We start from the raw sequence: 7,594 nt of genomic DNA on the forward strand, positions 1-7,594 counted from the left end.
GTGCTGCAAGAGCGGGGACTCGCACCGAACCTGCCGGCGCCGGTTGGGGCGGCCATCGGGGCGGCGGGTATCGCGGCAGCGGCCGGCCTGTCCGCTGGCGAATGGGGGCGGGGTGATGGCGCCCCGCCGTCGCCAGGTACAGCCAGGCCGCCAGAGCCACAGACTCCGCGTTCGCAGGCGCCCAGCCCATCGCGCAGCCGCACAGGCCCGACGCATCGCAGCGAAGAGGGCGACGAGGGCGATGCCCATGAAGATGCCCGCTATGGACGCTCCACCTCCACGTTTGCCTGGCACCTGGGCCATGCCGCGCTGGGCATCGGTGTGGCCAACGGGGCATTGCTCATGGCCTTCTTCAAGCCCGGGGCCAGCTTTCGCGTGGGCATGGTGGTGCTGGGCCTGATCGCGGCGCTGGGCGCCTGGCGCACAGCGCGCGACTTTGACTGGTCGCCCCTGGCGCGCGCGGTGGTCGCCGCGCTGGCTGCCATCCCTTTGCTGGGCATGGGCGTGTGCCTGGGTCTGCTCTTCAAGGCCTTGCGCGAACGCGGGTAGTGGCGGACCCAACCACCGCATACCCCCGAGGCAGTCAGGCGGTCACAGGGTGCTCCAGCATCTGCGCAAAGTACGACTCGGGCTGGATGTTGGTGTAGTTGGGAATGTCTGCCGACAGCTCAGCCATCGTCGCCTTGGCGGCCGTTTGGGCCTGCCTCAGGTCGCTGAAGAACGCGTTGGTCAGCGCCACCACCTGGCCCGGGCGCGGCTCGCCAGGGTAGAGAACACGGTCGCTCTCCAGCCGCACCAGGCCCAGCGGCTGCAATGCTGCGCGGGCGATGCGCATGTGCTCGGAGTGGTAGTAGTCGTGGTTGAAGGTGGCGCCTTCACGCCAGCGGTAGACGGCGGTGACTTTGATCATCGGTGCGATCCCATCCGGTGGTTGAAACCCGCCACCGTAGGGACAACACACCCGCCGCACAGCCGCGTGCGCGACAGCGTGTCGCCCATGCGGCTGGAGGCCTGTCTGCCTCTGCGGGCTCAGTCCTCTTCGGATTCGCCCAGGAACCCGCCGCTCTGATGCCCCCACAGCCGGGCATACACGCCGCCCTGGCCCAGCAGCTGCGCGTGTGTGCCTTCTTCCACAATGCGGCCCGCGTCCATCACGATGAGGCGGTCCATGGCGGCGATGGTGGACAGGCGGTGGGCGATGGCAATCACGGTCTTGCCCTTCATCAGGCCGTCGAGGCTTTGCTGGATGGCCGCTTCCACCTCGGAGTCGAGCGCGCTGGTGGCTTCGTCCAGCAGCAGGATGGGCGCGTCTTTCAGCATCACGCGTGCAATGGCCACACGCTGGCGCTGGCCACCCGAGAGCTTGACGCCGCGCTCGCCCACATGGGCGTCATAGCCGGTGCGGCCCTGCAGGTCGGTGAGTGTGGCGATGAAGTCTGCGGCCTCTGCACGCGCGGCCGCCTGGTGCAGGTCGGCCTCGCTGGCATCGGGGCGGCCGTACAGGATGTTGTCGCGCATGGAGCGGTGCAGCAACGAGGTGTCCTGCGTGACCATGCCGATGTGGCGGCGCAGGCTGTCTTGGGTCACGTGGGCAATGTCCTGCCCATCGATGAGAATGCGGCCCGACTGCACATCGTGAAAGCGCAGCAGCAGGTTGACCAGCGTGGACTTGCCCGCGCCCGAGCGGCCAATCAGGCCGATCTTCTCGCCGGGGCGGATGGTGAGGTTGAGGCGGTCGATGACCGGACGGGCATCGGGGCCGCTGCCGTAGGCAAAGCTCATGTCCTCAAAGCGCACCTCGCCCTGGGTCACGACCAGGGGCTTGGCGTCGGGGGCATCTACCACGGCGCGCGGTCGGGTCAGCGTGTTGATGCCGTCCTGAATGGTGCCCACGCTTTCAAACAGGGTGGTCATCTCCCACATCACCCAGTGCGCGTGGCCCGATACGCGCAGCGTCATCGCGGTGACAGCCGCCACGGCACCCGCCCCCACCTCGCCGGCCGACCATAGCCACAGGGCCGTGCCGCACGCGCCGAGAATCATGGCCACCACCAGCAGCTGGTTGACGATCTCGAACAGGCTCACCAGGCGCATCTGCGCATAGCCGGTCAGCTTGAACGCGTCCATGGCGGCACGGGCGAATTCGGATTCGCGCCGCGTGTGCGAGAACAGCTTGACGGTGGCAATGTTGGTGTATGCGTCGGTGATGCGCCCGGTCATCACCGAGCGCGCGTCGGCCTGTGCCTTGCCCACCTGGCCCAGGCGCGGCACAAAGTACCAGCAGGCCAGGCCATAGGCCCCCATCCACGCGGCAAACGGCAGCAGCAGCCGCGCGTCAAACCCGGCCAGCAGCACAAGGATGGTCACCAGGTAGATGCCCATGCCAATCACCACGTCGGTGGTCGTGAAGATCATGTCGCGCACGGCCAGCGCGGTCTGCATGATCTTGGTGGTGATGCGGCCCGCAAACTCGTCGGCGTAGAACGCCATGCTCTGGCCCAGCATCAGCCGGTGAAAGTTCCAGCGCAGCCGCAGCGGAAAGTTGATGGCCAGCACCTGGTGCTTGATGCTGGTCTGCAAGGCGACCAGCACCACCGATACCAGCAGTAGCGCAGTGATGCCGATCAGCGCCGCTTTGCGTTCGGCCCATAGCGTGCCCGGAGACGCAGACGTGGAGATCCAGTCCACCACCACGCCCAACACGGCAAACAGCAGGGCTTCGTAAATGGCAATGGCTGCGGACAAACCTGCCATGGCGGCCACGTAGCCACGCAGGCCACGGGTGCCGTCCCACACAAAGGCCAAAAAGGCCTTGGGAGGCAAGTGCGGCTCTGCAGCGGGGTAGGGGGGAAGCCGGCTTTCGAAGAAACGGAACAACGTCAAAACTCCTGGGGCCACGCGGTGCGTGCTGCCGCGCGGGGCAGCAGCCTGCGGGCCCATCCAATCAATAGACCCTAGACCAGCAGCGTGACCACGACGATCACCACACCCAGCGCCAGGTTCACGCCCACCCAGCTGCGGATGCTGCCCAGGGCCTTGGCGCCGCTGGGCCAGTCCGACGCTGCCACGGCACGCTGCAGGCGCCGGAACAACGCAAAGCGGATATGGCCGAAGATGGCCATCATCACGAGGCCCAGCGTGGCCATGATGGTCCAGTCCAGTGGCATGGAGAACACACCGCCCGTCTGAACCGCCTGCTTGGCCGCGCGGCCGATCATCCACAGGCCGCTGCCCAGCACCAGCACCACGGCGGCAGTGACTGCCATAAAGAAGCGCTGCAGCACGTCATGCATCAGCCGCACGCGCTGCGGGGGCTCCAGCGCCTGCGCGGCAGGCCGCAGAAAAAAATGGGCGAACACCATGCCCCCCACCCACACGATGATGGACAGGACATGGACAAGCTTCAAGGCGTTGTAGAGCATGGGTGCGTGGCGCTGGGCGCCGAGTGTGGTGAAGTGACCCAGGGGTGGGTCAGAGCATCCGGCCGGGGGGTTGCGAATGCCAGGCCGCATTGTGCGGTGATATGCCTGCGGCGGTGGGCCTCGACCCAAGAACCCCTATGTGTCTGCGTGGCCATGTGGCTTGCGCAAGAGTGACTTGGCCAGGCGCCACATTGGGGGCAGCAGCAGGGCCGTGACCATGGGCACCCACACGGCCAGATAGCACCAGCTGGCCGGCCCGCTGTGGCCCACGCTTTCGATGCCTGTCGTGCGCTCCACCCATGACCACACCGGATAGAGCATCAGCGTGACGGCAAGAGCTACCGGCAAGGCCGCCACAGCCAGACCCAACCGCACCGCGCACTGCAATACAAGCGGCTTGGTCCCGTTGTACGCCCACACCGAAGTCGCCTCAGAGCCAGGGACGGACGTGTGCAAGACGGGCTGGCAACACGGACCTCAGGAATGCAGAGGCGCCAGCGCCACACGCACCTGGTTGCCGCCGTTGCGCTTGGACAGGTACATGGCTTCGTCGGCGTGGCCCAGCAGGCGGTGCTCTTCGCCACCATGCTCGGGGTAGATGGCCACGCCAATGCTGGGCTGGATGTACAGACGCTGGCCTTCGAGGTCGAAATCCTGACCAAAGGCCGCGAGTATCTTGTCGGCCACCGCACAGGCGTGCTCGCGGGCCTGGCCGCCTTCGAGCAGCACCACAAATTCATCACCGCCCAGCCGCGCCACCGTGTCGGATGCGCGCACGCATTCGAGCAGCCGCTGCGCCACCCGCTGCAGCAGCAGATCGCCCATGGCATGGCCCAGGGTGTCGTTCACTTCCTTGAACCGGTCGAGGTCAATGAACAGCAGCGACAGCAGCGTCTGGTCGCGCCGCGCGCGGGCCAGGGCGGTCTTGAGTCGGTCCAGAAACAGTTGGCGGTTGGGCAGGTGCGTGAGCTGGTCGTACTGCGCCATATGTTCAAGGCGCTCATACATCTGCTTGCGTTCAATGGCGGCCGCTACCTGGGTGGAGACGAACTGCAGCAGCTCCTTGTCCTTGTCGGTGTAGCGGCCTTGTTCGGTGTAGCTTTGCAGCACCAGTGCTCCCAGGGGGCCATGCTGCGTCTGCAAGGGCACACCCAGCCAGTACAGCGGCGCCTGCGTGGCATGCGCCGCAGCGCGCCACTGCGTGGCCTTTGCTACCGATGAGTCCGGCGTGAGCAGCAAGGTGGCGCCGCCCCGGATCACCTCCGCATAGCGCGGGTCCTCGGCCAGCGCCATGGGTTCGGGTGCGGGCAGGTGCTCGTTGACGTGGTACGGAAAGCTCAGCTGGTCATCGTGCGGGTTGTACAGGGCTACCGCAAAATTGGTGGCGGGCAACAGGCCGCCCACGATCTGGTGAATGTGCTGGAACAGGGCCTGCAGGTTGTGTGTGGTGTGCGCGGCTTCGGAGATGGCGTAGATCACCGCCTGCATCGACTCGGTGGCCTTGCGCGCGGTGATATCGTGGGCCACGGCCAGCCGCACCTGCTTGTCGGGCAGCCAGCGGGCCGTCCAGCGGATGTGGGCGATGGAGCCATCCTTGCGCACGTAGCGGTTTTCAAACTGCAGCTGCAGCTCGCCCTGCGTCACGTTGTGGGCCTGCCGTTGGGTGGCGGGCAGGTCGTCGGGGTGCACCATGTCCAGCATGCGCTTGCCGACCACTTCGTCGGGGGTATACCCAAAGATGCGCTCGAACGCTGAACTGACAAACACAATCGAGCTGTCTCCCCGCACGATGCAGACGGCGTCGAGCAACAGGTCCACCAGGTTCAACGAAGAAATGCTTTGCATGGTGCAGCGCGCACGGTGTGCTGGAAAGACCCATTGTGCCCGGCACCGGTGGCTTGTGCGGCCTTGAAGGCAAAAACGCGACGGGTTCTTGCCCCGGGGGTGACACTAAGGCCTGGCGTACTTCGCTTCCAGCGTATCCCAGTCGGCTTTGCGCACCAGCCGCTGGCGCTCTGCAAACGGCGCGACCAGTGCGGGGTCTTCGTCAATGCGCTGCGCGTCGCGCAGCACGGTCAAGGCCTTTTGCATGCCCGCCACCGCGCCCTGCAGCGCTGCGTTGGCGTACAGCACCAGGCCATAGCCCAGCGTGGCCAGTTCTTCAGCGCCGGTGATGGGCGTCTTGCCGCCGATCACCATGTTCATCAGCTGCGGCGCGGCCAGCCGCTGGGGAAGGGCGCGGATCTCGTCGAGGGTGGTGACGGCTTCCACAAACAGGATGTCCGCGCCCGCCTCCTGAAAGCGCTGGGCGCGCTCCACGGCGGCCTCGAAGCCCTGGGTGGCGCAGGCGTCGGTGCGGGCCAGGATGAGGGTGTCCGCATCACGGCGCGCATCCACGGCGGCTTTGATCTTGCCCAGCATCTCGTCGGTGCTGATCACGTCCTTGCCGTTGAAATGCCCGCAGCGCTTGGGGCTGACCTGGTCTTCGAGCTGGATGCAGTCGGCCCCCGCGCGCTCCAGCACACGCACCGCATGGTAGGTGTTGAGGGCGTTGCCAAAGCCCGTGTCGGCATCGACGATGAGCGGCAGCTCCACCGCGTCGCGGATGCGTGCGGTGTGGTCGGCAATGTCGGTCAGGCCCATGAAGGCCTGGTCGGGCAGGCCGAACCACATGTTGGTCACGCCAGCGCCGGTGACGTAGAGGGCTTCAAAGCCCAGGTCGGCCACCACGCGGGCGGAGAGGGCGTTGAAAGCGCCGGGCACGATGACGCCCCGGCGAGCCTGGGCCAGGGCTTTGAGTTGTTGTCTGGTGTTCATGGTTGGGGTGGTGAGCTGGGTTGCTATATGTTTGATAGCTGTTGGCGCATGAGTCACTAGCGCATCAAGCCATTTTTGCTTTAAAAAATGTCGCCCGGCACCCGCACCCAGCCTTCCATCAGGATGCGGGCGCTGCGGCTCATCAGGGCCTTGGTCACCTTCCACTGGCCGTTGACCTGTGCCGCTTCAGCCCCCACACGCAGGGTGCCCGAGGGGTGGCCAAACCGCACGCTGCTGCGCACGCCCCCGCCCGCTGCCAGGTTGACCAGCGTGCCGGGGATGGCTGCCGCCGTGCCAATGGCCACCGCCGCCGTGCCCATCATGGCGTGGTGCAGCTGGCCCATGGAGAGCGCGCGCACCAGCAGGTCGATGTCCTTGGCGTCAATGGCTTTGCCGCTGGAGGCCGTGTAGCTGGCGGGAGGCGCGACGAAGGCGATCTTGGGGGTGTGCTGGCGCGTGGCGGCCTCGCCCAGGTCGCGGATCAGCCGCATGCGCAGGGCGCCGTATGCACGGATCGTCTCGAAGCGCGCCAGTGCCGTCGCATCGCCGTTGATGGCCCGCTGCAGCTCGGTGCCGGTGTAACCCAGCTCTTGCGCGTTGAGAAAAATGGTGGGGATGCCCGCGTTGATCAGCGTGGCGGCGAAGCTGCCGACCCCTGGCACCTCCAAGGTGTCCACCACGTTGCCCGTCGGGAATAACGCCCCCACGCTCCCCACTGCGTGTGGTTCGCTGCCCCCCGAGGGGGCCCTAGCCAGCTTGGGGCGGCCCGGCGCTGTCGAGATGGCTCCCCCGTCATCGCCATCCTCCGCCGGGTCCATGAACTCCAGCGCCACCTCGGCGGCTGCAAAGGTCACGCCGTCCAGCTCGAAGTCGCCCGTCTCCTGCACCTGACCGTTGCTGATGGGCACATGCGCCACGATGGTCTTGCCGATGTTGGCCTGCCAGATGCGAACCGGAAAGGTGCCGTTCTGTGGAATACGCGCCGCATCGATCAGCCCCATGTGAATGGCGCACGGCCCCACCGCAGCCGACAGGTTGCCGCAGTTGCCGCTCCAGTCCACAAAAGGCTGGTCGATGGACACTTGGCCAAACAGGTAGTCCACGTCGTGGCCCGGCCGCGTGCTGCGCGACAGGATCACGGCCTTGCTGGTGCTAGACGACGCATTGCCCATGCCGTCGATCTGCTTGCCGTAGGGATCAGGGCTGCCCAACACGCGCAGCAGCAGGGCGTCGCGGGCGGGGCCAGGTTGCTGGGCGGGGGCGGGCAGGTCGTCGAGGCGAAAGAAAACGCCCTTGCTGGTGCCGCCGCGCAGGTAGGTGGCGGGAATGCGTATCTGTGGTGCGGAGTGGATGCT

7 protein-coding genes and 1 pseudogene are annotated in these 7,594 nt (G+C 66.5%); 1 reads left to right on the forward strand and 7 read right to left on the reverse strand.

Going from position 1 to position 7,594, the window contains the following annotated elements; genetic code table 11:
• Nucleotides 1–549 (forward strand): annotated as a pseudogene (locus tag DBR23_RS02240) (sel1 repeat family protein); the annotation flags it as partial.
• A 34-nt stretch (nucleotides 550–583) separates the two neighbouring features.
• Here the strand turns inward: DBR23_RS02240 and DBR23_RS02245 are convergent.
• The 7 genes from DBR23_RS02245 to DBR23_RS02275 all read right to left on the reverse strand — a co-directional run bounded on the left by DBR23_RS02245 (nucleotide 584) and on the right by DBR23_RS02275 (nucleotide 7,591).
• Entirely contained in the window at nucleotides 584–910 is a 327-nt protein-coding gene (locus DBR23_RS02245; RefSeq protein ID WP_108497174.1) for an EthD family reductase, read from the reverse strand.
• A gap of 119 nt (nucleotides 911–1,029) precedes the next feature.
• Nucleotides 1,030–2,877: an ABC transporter ATP-binding protein gene (locus tag DBR23_RS02250; RefSeq protein WP_108497175.1), complete on the reverse strand. Its 1,848-nt coding sequence runs from the start codon at nucleotides 2,875–2,877 to the stop codon at nucleotides 1,030–1,032.
• Between the two features lie 77 nt (nucleotides 2,878–2,954).
• Nucleotides 2,955–3,422, reverse strand: coding sequence for a CopD family protein (locus tag DBR23_RS02255; protein ID WP_108497176.1), 468 nt, complete (start codon nucleotides 3,420–3,422; stop codon nucleotides 2,955–2,957).
• Nucleotides 3,423–3,557: 135 nt separating this feature from the next.
• Nucleotides 3,558–3,878: a hypothetical protein gene (locus DBR23_RS02260; protein ID WP_146191195.1), complete on the reverse strand. Its 321-nt coding sequence runs from the start codon at nucleotides 3,876–3,878 to the stop codon at nucleotides 3,558–3,560.
• A gap of 21 nt (nucleotides 3,879–3,899) precedes the next feature.
• Nucleotides 3,900–5,267, reverse strand: a complete 1,368-nt coding sequence (locus tag DBR23_RS02265; protein ID WP_108497178.1) for a bifunctional diguanylate cyclase/phosphodiesterase — start codon at nucleotides 5,265–5,267, stop codon at nucleotides 3,900–3,902.
• Between the two features lie 105 nt (nucleotides 5,268–5,372).
• The gene (locus DBR23_RS02270; RefSeq protein WP_108497179.1) at nucleotides 5,373–6,239 is read right to left on the reverse strand and encodes an oxaloacetate decarboxylase; all 867 of its coding nucleotides are present in this window, start codon (nucleotides 6,237–6,239) and stop codon (nucleotides 5,373–5,375) included.
• 80 nt (nucleotides 6,240–6,319) lie between these two features.
• Nucleotides 6,320–7,591: a PrpF domain-containing protein gene (locus DBR23_RS02275; RefSeq protein WP_108497180.1), complete on the reverse strand. Its 1,272-nt coding sequence runs from the start codon at nucleotides 7,589–7,591 to the stop codon at nucleotides 6,320–6,322.
• Nucleotides 7,592–7,594: the final 3 nt, after the last annotated feature.

It is taken from the genome of Acidovorax sp. HMWF018, from assembly GCF_003061035.1.
GTDB lineage: Bacteria > Pseudomonadota > Gammaproteobacteria > Burkholderiales > Burkholderiaceae_C > Acidovorax > Acidovorax delafieldii.